Annotated in this window: 16 protein-coding genes; 14 read left to right on the top strand and 2 right to left on the bottom strand. The window is 59.8% G+C overall.

The window, feature by feature from the left end:
• Window positions 1–58: 58 nt before the first annotated feature.
• Complete coding sequence (locus ACTQWD_RS01455) at window positions 59–1,489, top strand: 6-phospho-beta-glucosidase (protein ID WP_441559086.1); 1,431 nt, start codon at window positions 59–61, stop codon at window positions 1,487–1,489.
• A gap of 31 nt (window positions 1,490–1,520) precedes the next feature.
• Window positions 1,521–2,969, top strand: coding sequence for a PTS transporter subunit EIIC (locus ACTQWD_RS01460; protein ID WP_441559087.1), 1,449 nt, complete (start codon window positions 1,521–1,523; stop codon window positions 2,967–2,969).
• Between the two features lie 254 nt (window positions 2,970–3,223).
• Here the strand turns inward: ACTQWD_RS01460 and rlmD are convergent, their stop codons facing one another.
• Window positions 3,224–4,552 (bottom strand): 23S rRNA (uracil(1939)-C(5))-methyltransferase RlmD, encoded by a 1,329-nt coding sequence (gene rlmD, locus ACTQWD_RS01465; RefSeq protein ID WP_441559088.1) that lies wholly within the window; start codon window positions 4,550–4,552, stop codon window positions 3,224–3,226.
• 86 nt (window positions 4,553–4,638) lie between these two features.
• Window positions 4,639–7,047 (bottom strand): polyphosphate kinase 1, encoded by a 2,409-nt coding sequence (gene ppk1 / locus ACTQWD_RS01470; RefSeq protein ID WP_441559089.1) that lies wholly within the window; start codon window positions 7,045–7,047, stop codon window positions 4,639–4,641.
• Window positions 7,048–7,598: 551 nt separating this feature from the next.
• On the opposite strand from ppk1, the gene arcA (ACTQWD_RS01475) reads away from it, so the two are divergent.
• The 12 genes from arcA (ACTQWD_RS01475) (at window position 7,599) to ACTQWD_RS01530 (ending at window position 22,564) form a co-directional block, all read left to right on the top strand.
• On the top strand, window positions 7,599–8,840 hold the full coding sequence (gene arcA, locus ACTQWD_RS01475; RefSeq protein WP_427719164.1) for an arginine deiminase: 1,242 nt from the start codon (window positions 7,599–7,601) through the stop codon (window positions 8,838–8,840).
• Between the two features lie 263 nt (window positions 8,841–9,103).
• The gene (locus tag ACTQWD_RS01480) at window positions 9,104–10,228 is read left to right on the top strand and encodes an aminotransferase (protein WP_441559090.1); all 1,125 of its coding nucleotides are present in this window, start codon (window positions 9,104–9,106) and stop codon (window positions 10,226–10,228) included.
• 578 nt (window positions 10,229–10,806) lie between these two features.
• Entirely contained in the window at window positions 10,807–12,048 is a 1,242-nt protein-coding gene (gene arcA / locus ACTQWD_RS01485) for an arginine deiminase (protein WP_427719164.1), read from the top strand.
• 104 nt (window positions 12,049–12,152) lie between these two features.
• Window positions 12,153–13,148: an ornithine carbamoyltransferase gene (gene argF / locus ACTQWD_RS01490; protein WP_154515223.1), complete on the top strand. Its 996-nt coding sequence runs from the start codon at window positions 12,153–12,155 to the stop codon at window positions 13,146–13,148.
• A gap of 138 nt (window positions 13,149–13,286) precedes the next feature.
• Window positions 13,287–14,774: a YfcC family protein gene (locus ACTQWD_RS01495; RefSeq protein ID WP_370450555.1), complete on the top strand. Its 1,488-nt coding sequence runs from the start codon at window positions 13,287–13,289 to the stop codon at window positions 14,772–14,774.
• Between the two features lie 500 nt (window positions 14,775–15,274).
• Window positions 15,275–16,756, top strand: coding sequence for a DUF1846 domain-containing protein (locus ACTQWD_RS01500; protein ID WP_154515227.1), 1,482 nt, complete (start codon window positions 15,275–15,277; stop codon window positions 16,754–16,756).
• A gap of 193 nt (window positions 16,757–16,949) precedes the next feature.
• Window positions 16,950–17,333 carry a hypothetical protein gene (locus ACTQWD_RS01505; protein WP_441083418.1) on the top strand — a complete coding sequence of 128 codons (384 nt, stop codon included), beginning with the start codon at window positions 16,950–16,952 and terminating at the stop codon, window positions 17,331–17,333.
• A gap of 180 nt (window positions 17,334–17,513) precedes the next feature.
• On the top strand, window positions 17,514–19,175 hold the full coding sequence (locus ACTQWD_RS01510) for a CTP synthase (protein ID WP_427727635.1): 1,662 nt from the start codon (window positions 17,514–17,516) through the stop codon (window positions 19,173–19,175).
• Window positions 19,176–19,177: 2 nt separating this feature from the next.
• Window positions 19,178–20,119: a site-specific tyrosine recombinase gene (locus tag ACTQWD_RS01515; RefSeq protein WP_441053972.1), complete on the top strand. Its 942-nt coding sequence runs from the start codon at window positions 19,178–19,180 to the stop codon at window positions 20,117–20,119.
• Between the two features lie 463 nt (window positions 20,120–20,582).
• Complete coding sequence (locus ACTQWD_RS01520) at window positions 20,583–21,017, top strand: division/cell wall cluster transcriptional repressor MraZ (protein WP_035137949.1); 435 nt, start codon at window positions 20,583–20,585, stop codon at window positions 21,015–21,017.
• A gap of 20 nt (window positions 21,018–21,037) precedes the next feature.
• Window positions 21,038–22,003, top strand: a complete 966-nt coding sequence (gene rsmH / locus ACTQWD_RS01525) for a 16S rRNA (cytosine(1402)-N(4))-methyltransferase RsmH (RefSeq protein ID WP_154515233.1) — start codon at window positions 21,038–21,040, stop codon at window positions 22,001–22,003.
• Between the two features lie 90 nt (window positions 22,004–22,093).
• Complete coding sequence (locus ACTQWD_RS01530; protein WP_427719178.1) at window positions 22,094–22,564, top strand: hypothetical protein; 471 nt, start codon at window positions 22,094–22,096, stop codon at window positions 22,562–22,564.
• Window positions 22,565–22,725 lie beyond the last annotated feature (161 nt).

The following is a 22,725-nucleotide window of genomic DNA, read 5'->3' on the forward strand; positions in this document are numbered from 1 at the left end:
AAGGACGTTATTAAAGCGTCCCCCGCAGAGGTGGGGACGCCAGAGAGAAGGAGGCACCATGCCATTTCCAAAAGGGTTCCTTTGGGGAGGAGCCACCGCCGCCAACCAATGCGAGGGAGGTTATGACGAGGGCGGCCGCGGCCTTGCCAATGTCGACGTCATCCCACACGGGTCGGAGCGCAACGACGTGAGTCGTGGCCTGAGGCGCATGCTCGACTTCGAGCCCGGGTACTACTACCCGGCCCAGACGGGCATCGACTTCTACCACCGCTACCGCGAGGACATAGCCCTCTTCGCGGAGATGGGCTTCAAGGTCTTTCGCCTCTCCATCGCCTGGAGCCGCATCTTTCCCAACGGCGACGAGGAGGAGCCCAACGAGGCCGGGCTCGCCTTCTACGAGGACGTGTTCCGCTGCTGCCGCGAGCACGGGATCGAGCCCCTCGTGACCATCACGCACTTCGACTGCCCCATCCACCTCGTCAAGAAGTACGGCGCCTGGCGAAACCGCACCCTTATTGAGCTCTACAAGCGGCTCGTGACGGTGCTCTTCAACCGCTACCGCGGCCTCGTGCGCTGGTGGATCACGTTCAACGAGATGAACATGATCTTGCACCGTCCCTTCATGGGTGCCGGCATCGTCCTCGAGCCCGGGGAGAATGCCCGCGAGGCCGAGTACCGCGCCGCGCACAACGAGCTCGTGGCCAGCGCCTGGGCCACCAAGATCGCCCACGAGGTCGACCCGGAGAACAAGGTGGGCTGCATGCTCGCCGCGGGAAGCTACTACCCCTACTCCTGCCGCCCCGAGGACGTCCGCGCGGCGCAGGTCAAGAACCAGGAGGACCTCTTCTTCGTGGACGTGCAGGCGCGCGGGCACTACCCCGGCTACGCGCTCAAGATGCTCGAGCGCGAGGGCATCGACGTGGGCATGACCGCCGAGGACGAGCGCATCCTTGCGGAGAACACCGTCGACTTCATCTCGTTTAGCTACTACTCCTCGCGCTGCACCGCGGGCGACCCCGATTCCGTGGGCGGCGTCGCCGAGGGCAACGCCTTCGCCGGCGTGGAGAACCCCTACGTGCGCACGAGCGACTGGGGCTGGGTCATCGACCCGCTGGGATTCCGCATCACGATCAACGACCTCTGGGACCGCTACCAAAAGCCGCTCTTTGTGGTGGAGAACGGCCTCGGCGCCTATGACGAGGTGCTTCCCGACGGCACGATCGAGGACGACTACCGTATCGCCTACCTGCGCGAGCACATCGAGGCCATGCGCGACGCCATCGAGCAGGACGGCGTCGAGATGCTCGGCTACACCACCTGGGGGCCAATCGACCTCGTGAGCGCGGGCTCCGGCGAGATGGAGAAGCGCTACGGCTTCATCTACGTGGACCGCGACAACCTGGGCAACGGCACGCTCGAGCGCAGGCGCAAGAAGAGCTTCTACTGGTACCAACAGGCCATCGCCACCAACGGAGGCGACCTGGGCTAGCCGCCCGGGCAATATCACTAAGGAGAAAATAATGGCTGAAAAATACGACGATCTGGCCAGATCCATACTCGAGAACGTAGGCGGCGCCGAGAACGTCGCCAGCGTCGCGCACTGCATCACGCGCGTGCGCTTCAAGCTCAAGGACGAGTCCCGCGCCAACACGGCCAAGATCGAGGCCCTCAAGGGCGTCATCCAGGTCATCCAGGCCAACGGCCAGTACCAGGTGGTCGTGGGTAACATCGTCGAGGACGTCTACGACGCGGTCCTGGAGGCCGGTAACTTCTCGGGCGGCGCAAGCGCCGACGACGAGCCCCAGGGCGATAAGACCGTTGCCTCCGTCATCATCGACCTCATCTCTGGCATCTTCCAGCCCATCCTGGGACCGCTTGCCGCCGCAGGCATCATGAAGGGACTGCTTGCCCTCATCACCTACTTCGTCCCGGCCTTTGCAAACGACGGCCTCTACACGCTGCTCTACACCGTGGCTGACGGCTTCTTCTACTTCCTTCCCGTCGCCCTGGCGTTCAGTGCCGCGCGCAAGTTCCGCATGAACGAGTTCACTGGCGTGGCAATCGGCGTGGCGCTCCTCTACCCGACGATGGTCGCCCTGACCTCGGGCGAGGCGCTCGGCAGCATCGACCTCGGCGTGGCCGGCACGTTCTCGTGGTACGCCACCGCCCTCGGGGTCCCCATCATCATGCCCGTGTCCGGCTACGTGAGCTCGGTGATTCCCGTCCTTCTCATGGTGTGGTTCGGCTCTATCATTGAGCGCTGGCTCAAGAGCTGGATGCCGGCTGCGCTCAAGATGTTCCTCGTCCCGCTCGCCACGATGACGGTCTCCATCGTCTTGGGCTACCTCGTCATCGGCCCGGTGGCCACCCTCATCACCAACCTGCTGAGCGCGGCGTTCTCGTTCATTTTCCAGCTTCCCGTGGTTGGTTCCGTCTTGGGCAGCGCCCTGGTCGGCGGACTGTGGATGTGCCTCGTCATCTTTGGCTTCCACTGGAGCCTCATCCCCATCTCCATCATGAACCTGAACACCCTCGGCCACGACAGCGTGCTCGCCGCCACCATCGGCCACGGGTTCGCGCTCGGAGCGGTCATCTTTGCCATGTATCTTAGAAACAAGGACGAGCGCTTCCGCGGCATCGCCCTTCCCGCGATGATCTCCGCCTTCTTCTTCGGCGTCACCGAGCCGGGCATCTACGGCATCGCCCTCCCCAACAAGCGCGCGTTCGTCGTGGCATGCCTGAGCTCCGCCGTGGGCGGCGCCATCGTGGGAATGACGGGCGCCCTCATGTACATCTCGGGTGGCCTCGGTGTCTTCAACCTGCTCAACTTCATCGACGGGACCCCTGGTGGCGCCGGGATCTCCCACATGATCTTCGCGATCATCGCCTCGCTCGTCTCTGCCGTCCTGGCCTTCGTCATCGAGTTCATCACCTACCAGCCCAACGACGACGAGGAAGGCGCCTGCTAGCTTGGGCCCTTCTCGACCAGCTCTATGTAGTTGAGGGCAGTTGAGGTGGGTGAGGGCCGAGGGCGGTCGAGGCGGCCGCCCTCGGCCCGGGACAACCTGCCAGAAGGCGTTTAGCTTTCTCGGGCGGCAGTTCAATGTCCAAGAAATGGGGGGGGCGGTTTAATTTCGGGACGGGGATTAAATAATCATTCGGAACAAATTTATTTTTATCCCCGTCCCAGAAAAATCATCGGGTGTGGTCTTGGGCAAACAGTCTAGTTGCGCTTGAGATGGGCGACGGTTTCGCAGTGGAAGGTTTGCGGGAACAGGTCGACCGGCGTGATCTTGACGGGGGAGAAGGTGCCTTCCTCGACAAAGCGCTTAAGATCGCGTGCCAAAGTCGCCGGATCACAGCTCACGTAGGCCACGTCGCGGGCGCTCGTGCTGGCGATGAGGTCGATTGCCTCGGGTGCCAGACCTGCACGCGGCGGGTCGACCACCAGGACATCGGCATCCTGGTCGGGGAACTCGCGCACGGCATCGCCGCCGATGACATCGACGTTATCGAGCTTGTTAATCTCGAGGTTGCGGCGCAGGTCGCGCACGGCCGGGCCGTAGGCCTCGACGGCGGCAACAAAATCACAGCGGCGGGCGAGCGGCAGGGTAAAGGTGCCGGCGCCGCAGTACAGGTCCATGGCAAGCTCATCTTCTTGCGGGTCGAGCGCCTCCATGACAAGCTCGATCAAAATCTCGGCGCCCTTGGTGTTGACCTGGAAAAACGATGGGGCAGAAAGGCGCATCTGGCCGTCGGCGATGTTCTCGGTCCAGGAGCCCTCGCCGGCGAGCATCTCCACCTTGGAGACGCGGCGGGCTTTCTTCTCTCCCTTGCTCATGACGCGCACTACGCTCGTGGGGCGAGCGGCGTCTGCCAACACGCGCGAGACCTGCGAGCGCGGGAAGGAGCCCGTGGGCGTCCAAAGTGCGACCTCGAGCGCCTTGGTGCGACGCGAAGCGCGAATGCCCACGCGCTCCAGACCCAGATCGTGACTGCCGCTCAGATAGTTGAGCGCGCCGACGACCGATTTGAGCGCCTTGGGAAAACGCTTATCGAACAGCGGGCACGAATCTACGGTGACGATCTTGCTGGGATCGACGCCGTGCATGCCAAGGCGAACGCGGCCGTTAACGAGGGTGGGCCCCAGCTCAATCTTGTTGCGGTAGCCCCAGTCGTCCTTGGTGTGGCGGATGGGCTGGACAAGATCGTTGACCTGCTCGGGGGCGAACTTGCCAATGCGCTCGAGCGTGGAGCGCAGGTTTTGCTCTTTGGCGGCAAGCTGCGCGGTGCGCGAGAGATTGCCCCACGAACAACCGCCGCAGACGCCCACGAAGGGGCAGGGGGGCTGAATGCGATCGGGGCCCGGCTCCAGAATCTCGGTCGTGCGGGCGCGCATAAACGACTTGCCGTCCTGCACGATCTCGGCCTCGACGGTGTCACCTGCCACGGCGCCCTGCACAAAGACGGCCTTGCCGTTGTCGGCGTGCGCCAGTCCGTCGGCGCCGTAGGTCATCGATTCTATGGTGAGTTTCATGTTCCTGCCTGTCATTCGCGGTATTGTTCGCAACCATGGTAGCAGTGAAAAGCGCCCCGTATTTGGGGTATTCCTCAAATACGGGGCGCTTCTACAAACGTCTATTTCGTCTTGCCGGTAATGAGCGTCTTAAGGCCTAGGCCGATCAGGCCCAGTCCCATGCGCACGCGACCGGGGCGATGGCGCTCGATGGTCTTGGTCTTGCCAGCGGGCTTCTCGCGGCGGGCGCCCTTCTCGGACGCGGGGTTGGCCGCCTGCGGTTGGGGCCGAGGAGCAGGCTCGGACTCAGGCTCTATGACGGTTGCCTGAACCTTCTGGACCTCGGGTGCGGCCGGCTGCGGTTCGAGCTCAGGCTTGGATGCGAGCGTAGGTTCTGCCTTGGCGACGGCCTCGGCGTTGCGATAGGCACGCTCCAGCAGAGCTTCCTGCGAGTTGAAGGGCTTCTCGCCTTCTTTGCGCTCCACGGGAATCCAGGTGCCGTCACTCGTCAGACTGCGTGCCTTCACGTTGTCGCGCAGCTGCATGCTCATGTAATCGTGCACCAGGGCGCGGCAGGTGGGGTCGAGCACGGGGAAGGCGATCTCCACGCGGTGCTCGGTGTTGCGCGTCATCATGTCTGCCGAGCTCAGGTAGATCATATCCGAGTCCACGCCAAAGGCATAGACGCGCGCATGCTCCAAAAAGCGTCCGACGATGGAGCGCACGTGCACGTTCTCGGTCTTGCCCGGAACACCGGGCTTGAGGCACGAGATACCGCGGATGATCATGTCCACGCGCACACCGGCACACGATGCCTCGGCGATCTTGTCGATGACCTCGCGGTCGGTAAGCGAGTTGAGCTTAAAGAACACGCGGGCGGGCTCGCCGACAAGGGCACGCTGAATCTCGCGGTCCAGGCCGCGCATGATGAGCGGCTTGAGGCCCACGGGCGCCACGCCCAGGAAGCGGTAGTCGCCGCGCAGGTTGCCCAGCGACAGGTTGCGGAAGAACAGGTTAGCGTCCTCGCCGATGCCGGGATGCGCGGTCATGAGCATAAAGTCGCTGTAGAGCTTGGCCGTCTTCTCGTTAAAGTTGCCGGTACCCAAAAGCGTCAGACGGGTAAGCGCCATGCCCTCGCGATAGGTGAGCTGGCAGATCTTGGAATGGCATTTAAAGCCCTCGGAGCCGTAGATAACGGTGCAGCCGGCCTCTTCCAGCCGCTCGGCCCATTCGATGTTGTTTTGCTCGTCAAAGCGGGCGCGGAGCTCCATGAGCACTGTAACCTCTTTGCCGTTTTCGGCAGCATCGATGAGCGACTCGCACAGGCGGCTTTGTTTGGCCACGCGGTAGAGCGTGATGCGAAGCGAGATGCACTCGGGGTCGTAGGCTGCTTCGTGCACCAGGTCCAAGAACGGATTCATGGTCTCGTAAGGGTAAAAGAGCAGCTTGTCGTGCTGCAGCACCTGATCGCGGATGGAGCGGGTCATATCGATGGTGGGGTTGGGCTGCGGCCTAAACGGCGTAAAGAGCAACTCGTTGCGTAGATGCTCGGGTATTTTGCCCTCGATGCCAAAGACATAGCCCAGGTTGAGCGGGATATCGCAGGTAAAAACCGAGCGGCGCGAAAGCTCGAGCGCTTTGCGGATGGTCTTGAGCGTTGGCTTTTCGAGCGAGCCCGATACGGCGAGTACCACCGGCTGCAGGCGCAGGCGCTTCTTGAGGATGCGCTTCATGTGCTGGCGGTAATCCTCTTCCTCCTCGACGCCCTCGCCGTCCGGATCGATGTCGGCGTTGCGGGTGACGCGGATGAGCGCGCGGTCGAGCGGCTTATAGGAGCCGAAGCAGCTGTCCAGGCAGGCGAGGATGACGTCCTCGAGCAGAATGTAGGAGTAGGTGCCGGTGGGAGAGGGGATTTCGACCACGCGGTTCATCGAGGCGGGAATCTCGATAAGGCCCAGCAGGCTCTCCTCGTCGGTGATGCCGTCCAGGCCACAAGCCAGATAGAGCGCGCCGTTGCGCAGGTTGGGGAAGGGATGGCGCGGGTCGATGACCAGCGGCGAGATGACCGGTGATACGTAGGCCTGGAAGTAGCGGGTTACAAAGGTATGTTCCTCGGGCGTAAGCGAATCGATGCGGGCGCGGTGAACGCCCAGAGTGTCGAGCTTGTCCTCGATGCTCTTAAAGATCGACTCCCAGCGGGTAAGGAGCCCGGGCAGCTCTGCCATGACAGCATCGACCTGTTCGGAGGCAGTCATATTGCTCTTGTTGTCGACGGGCTGTTTTTTGAGCTCTGCCAGATCGGACAAGCCGCCCACGCGCACCATGAGAAACTCGTCGAGGTTTGACTCGAAGATCGAGACGAACTTAAGGCGCTCGAACAGTGGCACTGACTCATCGAAGGCTTCGTCGAGTACGCGGTTATCAAAGCGTAGCCAGCTAAGCTCTCGATTTTGCGTATACGAGAAATCGCGCGGTTTCTTGCGCAGCTTGGCGGCGTTCTGCTTCTTTTCGATTTTGCTCGGCATATGCATCTGTCCGTTCAGTCCCCAAAGGGACGGTAGCCTAACACTGTTTGCTATTGTCTCAATTTAGTCGACCTATGGCGCGGACGTATCGCGCGAACGGTATCTTTACCTACTTATTACGCTGACGATCCGAAGCACTAACGTCCGGTGCTTTGAACAAGCGATCTACATCCTCACTCAACTGGTGAGAATGTATGAATAAGAATGATAGCAAGCTGAATATAATCGAATTTAGGTCGAATCGAGGACAAGCGTCATTTATATGCAGAAAACCGTTTTCGCTATGCAATTTTGAATCATGGATAACTTTGAGTGTTCAATCTTGATTTCCTAGAAAAATAACGTTTACCTAGGAAAATCTGCTTTACGAAACTGAAGTGCATCATGGGAAATCATATGCGATATACCGTTCATCGTACTTTGTTGACCGTTCGGGGGCGAGGTGGAATTGCGGTTGAAATTTGGATATAACTAGAGCTGTCAGCAAGCAGCGCTCCATACGGAGGGGCGCTGATACATTTGGCCCTGACAAGGGCCCGAAAGAAAGGTAGGAGGCCATGACGAAAGGTCTGCACGTGCCTTCCGAGATCGGCAAGCTCAGGAAGGTCTGCCTGCACCGTCCCGGCGACGAGCTCCTCAACCTGCCGCCCGACGAGCTCGAGCGGCTCCTGTTCGACGACGTCCCGTTCCTGGAGGTCGCGCAGCAGGAGCACGACACCTTCGCCCAGATCCTGAGGGACCAGGGCGTCGAGGTGCTCTACCTCGAGAACCTCGTCGCCGAGGTGTTCGACCAGGTCCCCGGCGCCCGCGACGAGTTCACCGACCAGTACATCGCCGAGGCCGGCATCCGCGGGAAGCACATGCCGCAGATCGTCCGCGAGAAGCTGGACTCCATCGAGGACAACCTCGAGTTCGTCAAGAAGACCATGGCCGGCATGACCAAGGCCGAGATCGAGATGCCCCTCACGGCCTCCACGACCCTCGACTCCCTGGTCAACTCCGAGTCCGAGTCCGACCTGATCATCGACCCGATGCCCAACCTCTACTTCACCCGCGACCCGTTCGCGGTCGTCGGCGAGGGCGTCAACCTCAACCGCATGTACTCGGTCACCCGCAACCGCGAGACCCTGTACGGCAAGTACGTCTTCAAGTACCACCCCGACTACAAGGACGTCTCCCTGTACTTCCGCCGCGACTGCCAGTTCCACACCGAGGGCGGCGACGTGCTGAACATCAACGAGAAGACCCTCGCCGTCGGCATCTCCCAGCGCACCCAGGCCGCCGCTATCGACGTCATGGCCCAGAACATCTTCTGGAACTCCGACTCCAAGGTCGAGCGCATCCTGGCCTTCGACATCCCGGTCTCGCGCGCCTTCATGCACCTCGACACGGTCTTCACCCAGATCGACGTCGATAAGTTCACGATCCACCCCGCCATCATGGGCACCCTGCGCGTCTACGAGCTGACCGCCGGCAAGAACCCGGGCGACGTGAACATCCGCCTGATCGAGGACACCCTCGAGCACGTCCTGGAGGACGCCACCGGCGTCGACCAGGTCAAGCTGATCCCCTGCGGCGGCGGCGACCCGATCGCGGCCTCCCGCGAGCAGTGGAACGACGGCTCCAACACCCTGTGCGTCGAGCCCGGCAAGATCTGCGTCTACGCCCGCAACACCGTCACCAACGACGTGCTGTACAAGGAGGGCCTGGACCTTCTCGTCGTGCCCTCCGCCGAGCTCTCCCGCGGCCGTGGCGGCCCGCGCTGCATGAGCATGCCCTTCTGGCGCGAGGACCTCTAAGGTTTTCAAAGACCCGTACAGGTCTTAAAACAAACATCTAGCTGCCATTAGATGTCTCCCATTGGGGCGGTGCGGATCTTTCGCACCGCCCCATTCTTGTTTAATGAAGCTCAATTAACATCAGATAAGGCGGCCCATATGACTAGGGGCAGTCACGTTGATACCCCCCCAACGGTGTCGGCTTCTTTGCCTTTTGGGCATCATCTCGATTCCCATGACCTTTGCCGGCATCACCCCCGTGTTCTAGCGATTGGAGCCTAACCATGGATATCAAGACAATCGGCGTTGAGGAGTGGCTCAACGTTTGGGAGAAGAGCGCCACGTGGGATATCGCCCAGTCGACGATCTCCTCGCTTACCATGGGTGAGCTGCGCGCGCTCGACGAGCAGGACGGCACCACGTTCTATGAGCGCCTGGACCGCGAGAAGATGAACTACGGCTGGATCGAGGGTTCACCGGAGTTTAAGGCTGAGGTCGCCAAGCTCTATCGTCGCGAGGTCAATCCCGATCACATTCTGCAGACCAATGGCTGCACGGGTGCCAACCTCAACGCCATCATGGCCGTGGTCGAGCCCGGCGATCATGTCATCGCCGAGTGGCCTACCTATGCGCCGCTCTATGAGATTCCGCGTTCGCTCGGCGCCGAGGTCGAGTATTGGGAGCTTCGCGAGGAACTCGGATGGAAACCCGATATCGAGGAACTCAAGCGCCTCGTTCGCCCCAACACGAAACTCATCTGCATCAATAACGCCTCGAACCCCATCGGTTCGGTGCTTGATGCCGATACGCTCGGTCAGATTGCCGAGATTGCCCGTTCGGTGGGCGCCTACGTGCTGTGTGACGAGGTATATCTGCCGCTCGAGAACACCGAGTCCTTTATGTCGATGGCCGACGTGTATGAGAAGGCCATTGTCACCAACTCGGTATCTAAGACCTATTCGACGCCTGCAGCCCGCGTGGGTTGGGTCGTGACCGACGAAGAGGTGTCCAATCGCATTCGCACCTATCGCGATTACACCATGATCTGCGGCGGCGTGTTCAACGATGCCCTGGCGACCTATGTGCTTGAGCACAAGGACAAGATTCTCGAGCGCAACCGCAAGATCGTGTCTGGCAATCGCGATATCGCGCAGGCTTGGATCGATACGCAACATCGCGTTTCCTGGACGGCCCCACAGGGCGTGTCTACCTCGTTTATCCAGCTTGATATTCCCGAGGACGACGAGGAGTTCTGCAAGCGCCTGTTGTCCGAGAGGGGAGTGCTGCTGGTGCCCGGCAGCCGTTTTGAGCTTCCCTGCGGCGCACGCCTGGGCTACTGCGCGAGCGAAAATGTTCTTCGCAAGGGCTTGAGGCTTCTGGGCGAGGCACTGGCCGAGTTCGATTGCTAATCTCTTGAGGCCCGCGAAGGCCTAAACCTTACTTGGCCCTAGGTGTACCGAATGCAGACCCGCCCCTTTTGGGGGCGGGTCTGTTTGTCTTTGCCGCCGGAAAAGTCAAGTTGTTACAAATGGAGACGCAAGATCGATCGGGTATTCGACGGGCCTTATACTAAGCTTCCGGTGAACGGTATCCAACGTCTGGTAAACGGTAATCTGTTTACAAAAAATGAATAGGAAGAACTTTTTTTTGAATAAAACTCAAAATGGTTGAGACAAAGCAAGAATTGCGAATTCTATTCATATAGTTGCGCGAAATATGCAATCTGAGGGTGGTTTAACAAAGTTTAGTTCCATTTGATTTTTGGATTGAAAACGCGTTTAAGCACGTAAATACACTTTATTAAGATGAAGTGTGCCATGCGTGAAGTATATGTGTATGCCGTTCACCCCCTATAAAAAACCGTTCGGGGGCGAGGTGGAAGTATGGGTTGATTTTGGATATAAATATGTCGTCAGCAATAACGCCTCACACGGAGGGGCGCTAACGAATCGGCCCTGACAAGGGCCCGAAAGAAAGGTAGGAGGCCATGACGAAAGGTCTGCACGTGCCTTCCGAGATCGGCAAGCTCAGGAAGGTCTGCCTGCACCGTCCCGGCGACGAGCTCCTCAACCTGCCGCCCGACGAGCTCGAGCGGCTCCTGTTCGACGACGTCCCGTTCCTGGAGGTCGCGCAGCAGGAGCACGACACCTTCGCCCAGATCCTGAGGGACCAGGGCGTCGAGGTGCTCTACCTCGAGAACCTCGTCGCCGAGGTGTTCGACCAGGTCCCCGGCGCCCGCGACGAGTTCACCGACCAGTACATCGCCGAGGCCGGCATCCGCGGGAAGCACATGCCGCAGATCGTCCGCGAGAAGCTGGACTCCATCGAGGACAACCTCGAGTTCGTCAAGAAGACCATGGCCGGCATGACCAAGGCCGAGATCGAGATGCCCCTCACGGCCTCCACGACCCTCGACTCCCTGGTCAACTCCGAGTCCGAGTCCGACCTGATCATCGACCCGATGCCCAACCTCTACTTCACCCGCGACCCGTTCGCGGTCGTCGGCGAGGGCGTCAACCTCAACCGCATGTACTCGGTCACCCGCAACCGCGAGACCCTGTACGGCAAGTACGTCTTCAAGTACCACCCCGACTACAAGGACGTCTCCCTGTACTTCCGCCGCGACTGCCAGTTCCACACCGAGGGCGGCGACGTGCTGAACATCAACGAGAAGACCCTCGCCGTCGGCATCTCCCAGCGCACCCAGGCCGCCGCTATCGACGTCATGGCCCAGAACATCTTCTGGAACTCCGACTCCAAGGTCGAGCGCATCCTGGCCTTCGACATCCCGGTCTCGCGCGCCTTCATGCACCTCGACACGGTCTTCACCCAGATCGACGTCGATAAGTTCACGATCCACCCCGCCATCATGGGCACCCTGCGCGTCTACGAGCTGACCGCCGGCAAGAACCCGGGCGACGTGAACATCCGCCTGATCGAGGACACCCTCGAGCACGTCCTGGAGGACGCCACCGGCGTCGACCAGGTCAAGCTGATCCCCTGCGGCGGCGGCGACCCGATCGCGGCCTCCCGCGAGCAGTGGAACGACGGCTCCAACACCCTGTGCGTCGAGCCCGGCAAGATCTGCGTCTACGCCCGCAACACCGTCACCAACGACGTGCTGTACAAGGAGGGCCTGGACCTTCTCGTCGTGCCCTCCGCCGAGCTCTCCCGCGGCCGTGGCGGCCCGCGCTGCATGAGCATGCCCTTCTGGCGCGAGGACCTCTAAGTCTTTCCGTTTCCGGTGCGGTCCCCCTACAACCGCACCGGTTTTGCCCGTCAAACGGGCAACACGAATACTTGCGTAATTCATTTTTCGAAAGGAAACGAACCATGGGTGTTAACCTCTCCGGCCGTAGCTTCCTCAAGCTCCTCGACCTTACCACCGAGGAGATCGAGTACCTGCTCAAGCTCTCCAAGAACTTCAAGGACATGAAGCGCGCTGGCGTTCCGCATCGCTATCTCGAGGGCAAGAACATCGTTCTGCTCTTCCAGAAGACCTCCACTCGTACCCGCTGCGCCTTCGAGGTCGGCGGCATGGATCTGGGCATGGGCGTCACCTACCTCGATCCGGGTTCGTCGCAGATGGGCAAGAAGGAGTCCATCGAGGACACCGCCCGCGTTCTCGGCCGCATGTATGACGGCATCGAGTTCCGTGGTTTTGCCCAGGACGACGTCGAGGAGCTCGCCGCTAAGTCCGGCGTGCCCGTGTGGAACGGCCTGACCACTGAGTGGCATCCCACCCAGATGCTCGCCGACATCCTGACCGTCCAGGAGAACTTCAACTACGACATCAAGGGCAAGACCCTCGTCTTCATGGGCGACTGCAAGAACAACGTTGCTCGCTCCCTCATGGTTGTCTGCTCCAAGCTCGGCATGAATTTCGTGGCCTGTGGCCCCGAGGAGTGCATGCCCGCTGACGACGTCATCGAGGCCTGCAAGCCTATCGCCGAGGCTAACGACTGCACCATCAAGCTGACCACCGACGTCAAGGACGGCGTCACCGGTGCCGACGTTATCTACACCGACGTGTGGGTCTCCATGGGCGAGCCTGACGAGGTTTGGGCCGAGCGCATCGCTCAGCTCACCCCGTATCGTGTCACCTCCGAGGTCATGGCTATGGCCAACCCGGGTGCCATCTTCCTGCACTGCCTGCCCAGCTTCCACGACACCAACACCACGATTGGCGCCGAGAAGTGCGAGCAGTTCGGCATTACCGAGCAGGAGGTCACCGACGAGGTCTTCGAGAGCCCCGCTTCCAAGGTTTTCGACGAGGCCGAGAACCGCATGCACACCATCAAGGCTGTCATGTACGCAACGCTCAAGTAAGAGCCTTTAAGCATTTCGCTCGGGGTGTATTGCTGCACACCCCGAGCGGTTTGTCTGGTAAATATCTTGCGTCGGGCGGTGGGCACGGCACGGAAGATCCGCTTCGCGCGAGAAAGTTAAATGATTTATGAAGGGGGGATGAGAACTATGACTGAGACCGCTAAGAAAAAGCGCGGTATGCCTTCATCGTTCACCATTCTTCTAGCTCTGCTGGCAATTGTTGCAGTGATTACCGTTATCGTCTCCGGCACGTCCGGCGGCGCTGTTACTGCAGCCCGTCTGAGCGATTTCTGCACCGCCCCGATCCTGGGCTTCGCTGACGCTCTGCCCGTCTGCCTCTTCGTTATGATCCTGGGCGGCTTCCTCGGTATGATGACCGAGACTGGCGCTCTGGACAACGGCATCGCCGTTCTGGTGCAGAAGCTTAAGGGCAACGAGATCATGCTCGTTCCTGTCCTTATGCTCATCTTCTCCCTCGGTGGTACCACCTATGGTATGTGCGAGGAGACCGTTCCCTTCTACGCCCTGCTCGCCGCTACCATGATGGCTGCCGGCTTCGACCCCATGGTCGGCGCCGCTACCGTCCTGCTCGGCGCTGGCTGCGGCTGCCTGGGCTCCACGGTTAACCCGTTCGCCGTCGGCGCTGCCGTCGACGCTCTGACCGGCGTTGGCATTGAGGTCAACCAGTCCATCATCATCGGCCTCGGTGCCGTCCTGTGGATTGTTACCACGGCCATTTCCATCTTCTTCGTCATGGGCTATGCCAAGAAGGTCAAGGCTGACAAGGGTTCCACCATCCTGTCGATGCAGGAGCTCAAGGACGCCGAAGAGGCTCACGGCAAGGCTGCTTCCGAGGTTAACAAGGAGGTCAAGCTCACCGGTCGTCAGAAGGGTGTTCTGATCGCCTTTGCCTTCACCTTCGTCGTCATGATCGTCGGCTTCATTCCGCTGGCCGACCTCAACGAGGGCGTTGCCAACTTCTTTGACGCTGGCGCTGTCTACGATGCCGACGGTAACACCGTCGTCCAGGGCTGGTCTGCCCTGATCACCGGCCTGCCCATTGGCCAGTGGTACTTCGACGAGGCTTCCACCTGGTTCTTCCTCATGGCTATCCTGATCGGTATCATCGGTGGCCTGTCCGAGAAGCAGATCGTTAACACTTTCATCACCGGCGCTGCCGACATGATGTCCGTTGTTCTCGTCATCGCCCTCGCCCGTGGCATCTCCGTCCTCATGGCCAACACCGGTCTCGACGTCTACGTCCTCGACGCTGCCGCCAGTGCCCTGGCTGGTCTGTCCGGCGTGATCTTCGCTCCCATGAGCTTCCTGGTCTACTTCGGCCTGTCCTTCCTGATCCCGTCGACCTCTGGTATGGCTACCGTCTCCATGCCCATCATGGGACCGCTGGCTGTTAAGCTCGGCTTCTCGCCCGAGGTCATGGTCATGATCTTCTCCGCCGCCATCGGTGTCGTGAACCTGTTCACCCCGACCTCCGGTGCCATCATGGGCGGTCTCGCCCTGGCCAAGATCGAGTGGACGACCTGGCTCAAGTTTGCCCTTAAGCTCATCGTCGTTCTCTCCGTCGTCTGCGCCATCATCCTGACCGTCGCCTGCGTGTTGATCTAAGTACCCAACGGGTGCCCCACGGAAACCTTGACGATCCTGTAGAGGATCACTTGGTCATCGTCTGTCCGGTGGGGTCAACCCACCGGTAGACTCCTACCTTTAGCCCCCTCCCGTTCCGTGCGCGGGAGGGGGCGCTCTTATGTTGCGCGGTTCTACGAACCGCGCAACCAGTTGACGCTGCGCGCCGCCCAGAACGACAATTTGTCATTCAAAAGGCAAGGCATGACCAAAAGGTCTATGCCTTGCCTTTTTCATGCCAACTTGTACGTTCTGGACGGCGCTCGCTGACTTATGCTCAACCTGCGATGTTGCCATTGTTGGTGCAGGGGAAGTGCGTTTGGGGCAGCTAATTTGGGACGGGGCTTTTTTGACTACCCCCACATAAAGGGTAGTCAAAAAAGCCCCGTCCCAAATTAGCTGCCCCGGCCTCGTCGGTGGGGGAGGGTCTGCTCCGCTATAATCGCCTAGGACATTAAATGGAAACGGGACGGGAGCCATACATGCGCCAGGGTTTCGACAACGCGAAGTATATCGAGCTGCAGGCTGCTCACATTAAGGAGCGCATCTCGCAGTTTGGCGGCAAGCTGTATTTGGAGTTTGGCGGCAAGCTGTTCGATGACTATCATGCGAGCCGCGTGCTGCCGGGTTTTGAACCGGACAGCAAGTTCCGCATGCTCAAGAGCATTGCCGACGACGTCGAGGTCATCATCGCAATCAATGCGAACCATATCGAGAAGAACAAAGCCCGTGGCGACTTGGGCATTACCTATGACGAGGACGTCCTGCGTCTGGTCGATCTGTTCCGCGGGAACGGATTTGCCGTTGCCGCTGTGGTTATCACGCAGTATGCCGGTCAGCCCGCTGCCGACGTCTTCCGCAATCGTCTAAACGCGCTCGGCATTCCCGCCAAGCTGCACTATCCCATCGAGGGCTATCCGCACGATGTCGACCTGATCGTTTCTGATGAAGGCTACGGCAAGAACGAGTTTGTCGAGACCACGCGTCCGCTCGTTGTGGTGACGGCGCCCGGCCCTGGCTCGGGTAAGCTCGCCACCTGCCTGTCGCAGCTGTATCACGAGCACAAGCATGGCACCGCTGCCGGCTATGCCAAGTTTGAGACCTTCCCGGTCTGGAATCTCCCCCTCACGCATCCGGTGAACATTGCCTATGAGGCTGCCACGGCAGATCTCGATGACGCCAACATCATCGACTCGTTCCACCTTGAGGCATATAACAAGACCACGGTCAACTACAACCGAGACGTTGAGGCGTTCCCGGTTGTTCGCGCCCTCATGGAAAAGATCTTGGGCGAGAGCCCCTATCAGAGCCCCACGGACATGGGCGTCAATATGGTCGGTTTTGCCATTACCGATGATGATGCATGCCGAGATGCCTCCAAGATGGAGATCGTGCGCCGCTATTTTGCCGCGGTTGAAAGCGTGCGCCGTACTGGCGTGGGCGATGAGCAGGTCGACCGTCTCAAACTCATTATGAAAAAAGCCGGCATCGACAAGAACTATTCGCCGGCACGCTCGGCTGCTCTCACCAGGGAGCAACTGACGGGCGGTCCCGTGGGTGCCATGGTGATGCCGGACGGTTCGGTGGTGACCGGAAAGACCTCAACGCGTCTGGGTGCCGCGAGCTCGCTCATCATGAACGCGCTTAAGCATGTTTCGGGCGTCGATCTTGAGCTCGAGGTCATCAGCGATGAGGCGATTGAGCCTATCAGCAAGCTCAAGACGCATTTCCTTGGCAGCAAAAACCCGCGTCTCCACACCGACGAGACGCTCATGGCGCTCTCTATCACCTCGGCCACGAGCGAGACGGCTACTCGTGTTCTTTCGGGTCTTGAGCAGCTGCGCGGCTGCGACGCCTTCTTTAGCGTGATTATCTCGCCTACGGACGAGACGGTGCTGCGCAAGCTGGGCATTAACGTGTGCTGTGAGCCCAAGTTTGAGCGCCGCGGTTTCTTCCATCGCTAAGATTGAGATGAGACGCCGCATCGGAGTGCGCACCCGATGCGGCGCTTAGGGGTTTTTAGGGCTTAATTTGCCGAAATTTAGGCCGTTTACCTGCCCAAAAGCGATTTGCGCGGTATACAATTACCTCAGTGGATACATCCTTTGCGGGGCTACCCATGATGGATGTTGCCGGCCATCGAGGGATGCGCCGGTCATGCGCGGTGCTTTTGATGCTCGTGCTCGGTTTGAGGAGGCTGCCATGGCGGGCAAGGGTCGTGCGAGTGTCAACGATATGAAGCGTGTCGAGGTGCTGGTGCTGATGGAGATCGCTCGGCAATCTAAGGGAAACGGTGTGCCGTACGGTTTCTCGCGCAAGACACTCTCCGAGTGCGTAGGGGTTTCGCCGTATCGTGCCCGCGCTGCAATCGACCGTTTGGATTCTGAAGGCCTTATCGAGGTCGTTTCTCGTTATAACGATGATGGCGGCCAGCTTGCAAATGGCATATGCCTGACCGGGCGAGGCGAGTGGTACCTTAAGGGTGTTCGTGCCGGCATGCTTGTTCAAGATATGTTGAAGGATGAGACTGCCGATCGGTAACAACACGGCAGTTTCGACGAGCCTGCACCGCCCAAAGCTACTTGGGCGGTGTTTTGTTTCGAGATGGAGAAATGCGGGCATGCGGGTGAAAAATAGCGAGCGGCTTGCTTTTCGAGTATTACAATGAAGACCCGTAAGATGTGAATGGAAAACTTCTACGGGAAGCGCAGGTAATTCAATATGACCAAGCATGTGTTTGTAACCGGCGGCGTAGTTTCGTCCTTGGGTAAGGGCATCACTGCGGCCTCGTTGGGCCGTCTGCTCAAATCGCGCGGCTACAAGGTGACGATGCAGAAGGCCGACCCGTATCTGAACGTCGACCCCGGCACCATGAGCCCGTTTCAGCATGGTGAGGTCTTCGTGACCGAGGATGGCTACGAGTCCGACCTGGACCTGGGCCATTATGAGCGCTTTATTGACGAGAATCTGACCCGTGATTCCAACTTTACGACCGGCGCTATCTACAAGAGCCTGATTGCCCGCGAGCGTCGCGGTGACTTTTTAGGCGGCACCGTTCAGGTGATTCCGCACGTCACCAACGCCATTAAGGATAAGTTCCGCCGCATCGAGGAGCAGACCGGTTCCGACGTGGTCATCACCGAGCTGGGCGGCACGATTGGCGATATCGAGTCGCAGCCGTTCGTGGAGGCCATCCGCCAGTACCGTAAAGAGGCCGGCCCCGAGAACGTCTGCTACATCCACGTGTCGCTCGTTCCCTATATCGCCGCCGCGCATGAGGTCAAGACCAAGCCCACGCAGCATTCGGTCAAGGAGCTTCGCAGCTTTGGCATTCAGCCCGACATCATTGTGCTGCGTTCTGATCACCATATCGACGATGCCATCCGTGGCAAGATCGCAAGCTTCTGCGACGTCGATACCGACTGCGTCTTTACCAACGAAGATTGCGCGAGTATTTACGACGTGCCGCAGCTGCTCGCCGAGCAGGACTTTGACCTGCGCATTTGCGAGCGCCTGGGCTTGGACCCGCGCGAGCGCGACATGAGCGAGTGGAACGAGTTCCTGCGCAAACAGAATCATGCCAACCACCATACCGACAAGGTCAAGATCGCCGTTGTGGGCAAGTACACCCAGCTCCCCGATGCCTACCTGTCGGTTATCGAGGCCCTGCATCATGCAGGCGTTTTCTATGATCGTCATGTGGACGTGCAGCTGGTCGACGGCGAGAGCCTCGACGAGCAGAACGTCTCCGAGGTGCTGGGCGACGCATCGGGCATTTTGGTGCCCGGCGGCTTTGGCAAGCGTGCCCTGGAGGGCAAGATTCTTGCTGCCGAGTTTGCTCGCGAGCATAAGATCCCGTATCTGGGCATTTGTCTGGGCATGCAGGTCGCCGTGTGCGAGTTTGCCCGCAACGTGGTCGGCCTTGCCGGCGCTAGCTCCTCCGAGTTCGATCCGGACGGTCCGTTTAGCGTAATTGACCTGATGAGCTCGCAGGAGGACGTGACCGAGAAGGGCGGCACCATGCGCCTGGGCGCCTATCCGTGCAAGCTCGCTGCCGATACCCTTGCGCGCGAGGCCTATGGCGAGGAGCTTGTCTATGAGCGCCACCGTCATCGCTTTGAGTTCAACAATGCCTTCCGCGACCAGCTCGAGGACGCGGGTTTGGTTATCTCGGGTCTTTCGCCTGACGAGCGTCTGGTCGAGATGGTCGAGCTGCCGCGTGACGTGCATCCGTGGTATGTGGCCACCCAGGCCCACCCCGAGTTTAAGAGCCGTCCGACCAAGCCGCAGCCTCTGTTCCGCGAGTTCGTGCGCGCCTCGATTGGCCAGCACGAGGGTGTCGATCGCCTGCAGGTGACGCCCATGAACCTCGCGACGGACTAAGGGTGTCAGCGAACGAAAGACATACCGAAGATACTCCCTCGTTGCTCGATACGGTGACGGGGGAGTATCTTGATTACCTTGCGGTCGAGCGAGGCTTGGCGCGCAATACGATCGCGGCATATCGTCGTGACTTGACGACTTACTGTTCCTACCTGGAGCGGGCCGGTGTTGAGTCCTTTGAAGGCGTGAACCGTCAGATATTAGAGGGTTTTGTCGGTGATCGGCGCGACGGGGGCTACTCCGATGCCTCGGTGGAGCGTGCAGTTGCGGCCGTGAAAGGTTTGCATGCCTTTTTGGTTCGCGATGGAATCGTCGCCCAAAACCCGACGGCTGCACTGCGCCTGCCCAAAAAGGCGGAGCGCCTTCCGGAGTGTCTCTCGGTAGGGGATGTCTCGGCGCTCCTCGACCAAGATTTCCCGGAAGGGGAGATGGGTTTGCGGGACCATGCCATTTTGGAAGTGCTCTATGGATGTGGCCTGCGCGTGAGCGAGTTGGTGGGGCTCGATGTGGGCGACGTCCATTTTGACGACGGCTTTGTGCTGGTGCGCGGCAAGGGCTCGAAGGAGCGGCTTGCCCCACTCGTGGGAAGTGCCGCACGGGCTATGGCTCATTATATTGCTGATGGGCGTCGGCGCCTGGCCGCTCATGCCCGCGGGTCAAAGACGCCGGCAGTCTTTTTAAATAAGAACGGTGGTCGCCTGTCGCGTCAGAGTGTTCACGCCATATGCGAGCGATACGGGCGTCAGGTGGGACTGGTGGGGCTTCATCCTCATACCTTGCGTCACTCCTTTGCGACCCATATGCTTGCGGGCGGTGCCGACCTGCGCGTGCTACAGGAGATTTTGGGACATGCCGACATTTCGACCACACAGGTCTACACGCATGTCGACCGCACGCAGCTGACCGAGGTCTACCTGGCGGCTCATCCGTTGGCGCATCGCTAGCGACTCTTTGACCTGCATATTTACAACTAATGGGGGACGGACCCCAGGTTGTCGTGACGCGGTTTTGTGCGCGTATCGGCAATCTGGGGTCCGCCCCATCTTTTGTCTTGCGCCGATGCGCCGGTGGGTCGCGCGTGACGTTGGTGGGGAAGTTTGGGGGGCGATGTGAACGGCGCGTAAAGGGACACAAAATTCGCCTCAAGGTCAACTTGAAGGTTGAGGTTGAAAGCCGGGCTGCTACAGATGGCATCTCGGCTTTGCTGTAAACACAACATATTGTGTTTTCGAACATATGAACGAGGGTGTTTTACAGCATATAGAGGGTGGAGTGGTGGGGTGTTGTGGGGGAAGGTGTGGGGAAAGATGTTGAAAAATGGGGCAGTTCCCCATATTATTAATGACGTCGACAGGCGGGGTGGTTCCCCGCGTACGTGCCATCTGAGTAACCGAGGGGAGGGCGCACATGGGAATGACGGGTGCATACGAGCGCAATCTCGATGCAAAAGGTCGTCTGTCCCTGCCTGCACCCCTTCGCGAGGAGCTTGGAGAGCATGTTCGCGTGTTCAAAGCCCTGGATGTCGATGCTCTGTACGTGTTCTCTGCCGAGGCCTTCGATAAGTGGGTCGAAGGACTCTTCGCGGGTCGTGAGGGCCACGAGGGTTTTAACCCGCGTGACATCAACGACCAGAAACTCATGAGGGCGATCAACAAGCGCACCACCTCGATGGATGTGGACAGCGCCGGTCGTATCGGTCTTTCTGAGTCTCTCCGCAAGCAGGCGAACCTCGACCGCGAGGTCACGGTTGTGGGCAACTACGACCACCTCGAGGTTTGGGACCGTGCTACGGCCGATGAGGACGATGACGATGAGGCTCTGCTGGACCTCTTCTTCTCGTAAGGGCAAGGCATGAGTAACGGATGGAGCGTGGGATCTTGACACAAGAATATCGGCATGAACCTGTCATGCTCGGCGAAGTGCTTGAGTCGCTGCAGCTAAAGAGCGGATCTGTCGTCTGCGATTGCACCCTTGGCGGTGCCGGTCATTCGGTAAAGATGGCCGCGCAGGTGGGGGAGACGGGTCTTTTGCTTGGCGTCGATCAGGACGACATGGCCCTCGAGGCCGCTGGTGCCCGTCTGGACCGCGAGGTCCCCGGCGTCCCGCATCAGCTGCTGAAGGGCAACTTTGGCGACTTGGACGAGCTGCTTTGCTCGGCCGAGGTGCCCGGGGTCGATGGCTTCCTGTTCGATTTGGGCGTTTCGTCACCGCAACTCGATATCCCTGGCAGGGGCTTTTCGTATAACGAAGATGCCCCATTGGACATGCGGATGGATCCGGGTAACAACACCCTAAACGCAGCTGAGGTCATCAACACCTATAACGAACACGACCTCGCCCGGATTCTACGCGTCTATGGCGAAGAGAAGTTCGCCTCGCAGATCGCACGCGAGATCGTGCGTCGACGCGAGTCCGAACCGATTGAAACCACCGGTCAGTTTGTCGAGATCATCAAGGCTGGCATTCCGGCTGCCGCTCGTCGGCATGGCGGACACCCGGCCAAGAAAAGTTTCCAGGCCATTCGCATCGAGGTCAATCATGAACTCGATGTGCTCGAGAGAGGACTTGACGCCGCCACCAGGTGGCTCAACCCGGGCGGACGCATCTGCGTCATCTCGTATCACTCGCTCGAGGACCGTATCGTAAAGAATCACTTTAAGGAGATGAGCCAGGGGTGCACGTGTCCGCCGGAGATTCCGGTGTGCGTGTGCGGCAACGTGCCGATACTCAAGGTCATCACCCGCAAACCCTTGGTTGCCCAACCCGATGAGGTTGCGCGCAACCCTCGGGCGAGATCAGCCAAAATCCGCGTGGCGGAGCGCTTGTAGCGTTACGCGCGCGATATTGGACCTCCCGCTCGCACCATAAACGAAGCTTAAACACACTACCAACGTACTCGGGATGGGAGGCGGCATATCATGGGCTACAACACCTCAAACGCAGCACTCGCCTATGATATGAACGCCATGCCCGCCTACCGCGAGGCACCGCAGGCGCCCGCTGCTCCCCGTGAGCAGCGCACACCGCGCTTTGATGTCTACACGGGCGCGGGCCGTCAGGCAAACCAGGCGGTAAGCCCGGTTTTCATGAGCGTTCTTAAAACGTTTTGCATCATTGCGGCTATCTTCATGACGATTGGCGTCGCCCGCGTAGCGCTTGCAAGCGTTACGGCCCAGGTGCTCAACAGCAACGCCGAGCTTACCAACACGCTCGAGAAGGCGACCGATGAGAGCTCTGACCTTGAGGTCATGCACTCTGTTTATGGTGCCGATACGCGCATTCGCGATCTTGCGGGCGCTTATGGCATGGTGGAGCCCAGTGAGAGCGTTACACTTGATTTTTCGCAGGATGCAGCCGCGGGCGCTAGCTCGGCTGCGGCTGTCCAGTAATAAGACGGTAGCTGAGTATGACAAATGATTATCGCCGCGGTCCAGATGGGAGTCGCGGGCAGGGACGTCCCTCTTCGCGGGGACGTTCTGGTTATCAAGGATCGGGTCGGTCATCTTACAACTTGGGGTCGAATCGTGGCAACGACCCAACGTCGCGCCTT

Origin of the sequence: Collinsella sp. LCP19S3_B6 (assembly GCF_052121815.1) — a bacterium.
Classification (GTDB): Bacteria; Actinomycetota; Coriobacteriia; order Coriobacteriales; family Coriobacteriaceae; genus Collinsella.